The sequence below is a fragment of the Levilactobacillus angrenensis genome, from assembly GCF_003946085.1.
GTDB lineage: Bacteria > Bacillota > Bacilli > Lactobacillales > Lactobacillaceae > Levilactobacillus > Levilactobacillus angrenensis.
Genome location: NZ_RHOB01000049.1, coordinates 1 through 2,791 on the forward strand (window position 1 = coordinate 1; position 2,791 = coordinate 2,791).

The following is a 2,791-nucleotide window of genomic DNA, read 5'->3' on the forward strand; positions in this document are numbered from 1 at the left end:
TGGAAACAGCTATTTGGAATAACTGAACCAGAGTACAATTCTACTACTAAAAGTTTCCCCTTAGTTCGTCGGTCGTTAACGCCCGTCGCTTGTCTGTACAATTGCGGTATTGCTACCACCACTCATTATAAACCTACGTTTTCGGTTTAGCCTACTAAAAAACGCCCTAGAAGGCGTTGATGATACGTATTTATTTTTGTTCGATCACCAACTAATCAGTGGCACCAAGCCGAAGCTTCGTTTTACCACCCGCGCCGTTAATGGTCGCGCTCACCATTCACCACCCAGCCGTACAGATGACCTTGTTGTGGTATAGCCAGACTTATTGAAGTCGCACTGGCAAACGTGTCCCCTTGGATTTAGACCCCAGCTTGTCCCCTAGGGCTTTAAAAATCGCACCGGCCATGATATAATAGTCATTAAACAATGATGACTTTTTTGTGGCGCTCACCAATGGCTGTTGGTGGGTGTTTTTTTATGTTCTATTTATCGATTTCATTTAGAATTATAGCTCAACCACAACAAAAGTCAATGTTTTTAAAAACTAGTACTACAGCACTACAGCACTACAGAATAAAAGAACTACAGCACTACAGAATATAAGCACTACAGCACTATAGAACTATAGAACTACGGAACTAAAGAACTACGGCACTGTTTTTTTTTTTAGTAAATGCTTGCACATAGGGCTTAAAGCTATACCGTAGTGCTAGCACTACGGAACTAAAGAACTACAGCACTATAGCACTGTAGAACATAAGCACTACAGAACAACAGCATTATAGAACTATAGAACTAACGCACTATAGCACTATATCGTGTTGATTCAAAAACGATATAGTGCTAATATAACAACAATCGTTAGGAGGCGTTATCATGACACAAACCATAACATTTGGAAATTTTAAAGGTGGAGTTGGAAAAACTAGTAATTCAACATTAGTAGCTCTAGACCTTAGCAATCGTGGTTACAAAACACTACTAGTTGATTTGGACCCCCAAGGAAACGCCACAAATCTACTCTTGAATACTAAAGTTAATATTGATGGAAAAGTTGGCCATTTTAAAAAATCTCTCATGGCTAGTATTGAAGATGGCGATTTAACTCAATCTTTAATACATATAAAAGAAAACTTCGATATCCTAGCTTCCGCACCTGACTTCGCTCTTTTCCCACGCTATATGGAAAAAATCAAAGACTATAATGAACGCGTCAAAGAATTCAGTAATCTTATCAAGCCTATTAAAGATAAATATGATTATGTCATCATAGATACGCCGCCTACTATCTCGTTAATCACCGATTCAGCATTGTATGCCAGCGATTATTGTGTAATTGTTATGCAAACTCATGAACATAGTTTTGAGGGAGCTCAAGCATTTATAGAGTATATCCAGGAACAAGTTATTGATACCTACAAGGCTCCCCGTTTGGAAATCGTTGGTATATTGGCTGTTCTATTGCAAGCCGGAGCTCCTGTAGATGAAGCAACTATTCAAAATGCTATTAATCAGTTTGGAACTGAAAACATTTTTAAACATAAAATTCACTCGATGCAGAGGATCAAGCGTTATGGAATAACTGGTATTACTTTCAATACTCAGTTTGATAGGCGTGTATTCAAAGTATACAAAGACGTAACTGACGAGATGCTAAAAAGAATGGAGGCAATTGAAAATGGCTAATAAATTGATTCGGTCTAACCGCAACCCAATTAAGCCAGATAAGCAGGCTGAAATTTCGGATTTTTCAAATTCAAATAAAGGAATTAAAACCCCACAAAATCAAGTTGCTTCGGTTACTTTTGACACAAACCTAAAAATCAACAACCACATTAGAAACAAATTGCAAGCAATGGCTGTATTAGGGTATAGTGACAATCAAAAGGCAGCTATTGAAGTAGCTTTATCTGTTTATATTGAATCTTTGACTTCAGACGAACGTAAAGAATTAGAATTTCAAATTGATTCTTTAGAAAAACGTGATGTACGCGTAAAAAGTAAATAATCACGCGCGCTCAGACAACACGTTCAGCTTTTAGACGTATACTTGGTCCGTTTAGATGAAGCAGAATGTACAAAAAAAGCCCTCTATTATGCGGAATAGAGGGCTTTTCTGAAATCAGTACATACAGACTTTGCTTAGGAGCGTTGCTTGTGTCCATTTAGGACATACACAATCATATAACAATCAATCAATGCTGTCACTTAACTTACGCAAAAAAGCCACCCATACTACTCAAAAAATATTCACAACCTATCTAAACAACCGTTTCCAAAAGTTCTCTCTCGTCTCATTAGAGGGCTTTTCGTTTTGCTTGCTTATATTTGTATCTGAATCATTGCTATCGCCTTTAGAATCGTTCTCACGGCTTTGTACGGTGTTGCTTTTAATATTTTGTTCTGACTTTTGATTTTCAAGTAATTTCTGACTGGATAAATTTAATTGCTGTTGTTGGTCTAATAATTTTTGAAATTTGTTTATCTGTTGATCCTTTTCGTCAAGTTGGCGTCTAAGTATATTAACTAATTGATCGTTGCTTGACGTGCTTTTGTCTTGTCTATCCTTATTTGTATTGTTGGCATAATATTGATGTATAGCATTAACAACATCTTGGCTTAAAATATATTTATTATCACTAGGCAAATTACAAGTTTAATCCGAACAAGCCCGGAATCTTTCAATGGCAGTCTGTTGATGATGTATTTTTAATGGTCGTTGATTAATTAGTTCAAGTGCTGCTAGGATCTCATCAGTCGTTACTTGGCTAAAATTGGTCTTTTTCGGGAA

Annotated in this window: 3 protein-coding genes and 1 pseudogene; 2 read left to right on the plus strand and 2 right to left on the minus strand. The window is 36.8% G+C overall.

What is annotated here, in order from left to right; genetic code table 11:
- Positions 1-876 precede the first annotated feature (876 nt).
- Both EKM83_RS13000 and EKM83_RS13005 read left to right on the plus strand, forming a co-directional pair.
- Positions 877-1,686 (plus strand): ParA family protein, encoded by an 810-nt coding sequence (locus EKM83_RS13000; protein WP_015474642.1) that lies wholly within the window; start codon positions 877-879, stop codon positions 1,684-1,686.
- On the plus strand, positions 1,679-2,008 hold the full coding sequence (locus tag EKM83_RS13005; protein ID WP_041816175.1) for a DUF5388 domain-containing protein: 330 nt from the start codon (positions 1,679-1,681) through the stop codon (positions 2,006-2,008). Before EKM83_RS13000 ends, EKM83_RS13005 begins: the two co-directional genes overlap by 8 nt.
- A 249-nt stretch (positions 2,009-2,257) precedes the next feature.
- Here the strand turns inward: EKM83_RS13005 and EKM83_RS13010 are convergent, their stop codons facing one another.
- Together EKM83_RS13010 and EKM83_RS13015 are read right to left on the minus strand one after the other, a co-directional pair.
- A complete protein-coding gene (locus EKM83_RS13010; RefSeq protein ID WP_225418682.1) occupies positions 2,258-2,647 on the minus strand; it encodes a RepB family protein in 390 nt (129 codons plus the stop codon).
- Between the two features lie 9 nt (positions 2,648-2,656).
- Positions 2,657-2,791: pseudogene (locus EKM83_RS13015) on the minus strand (IS30 family transposase); the annotation flags it as partial.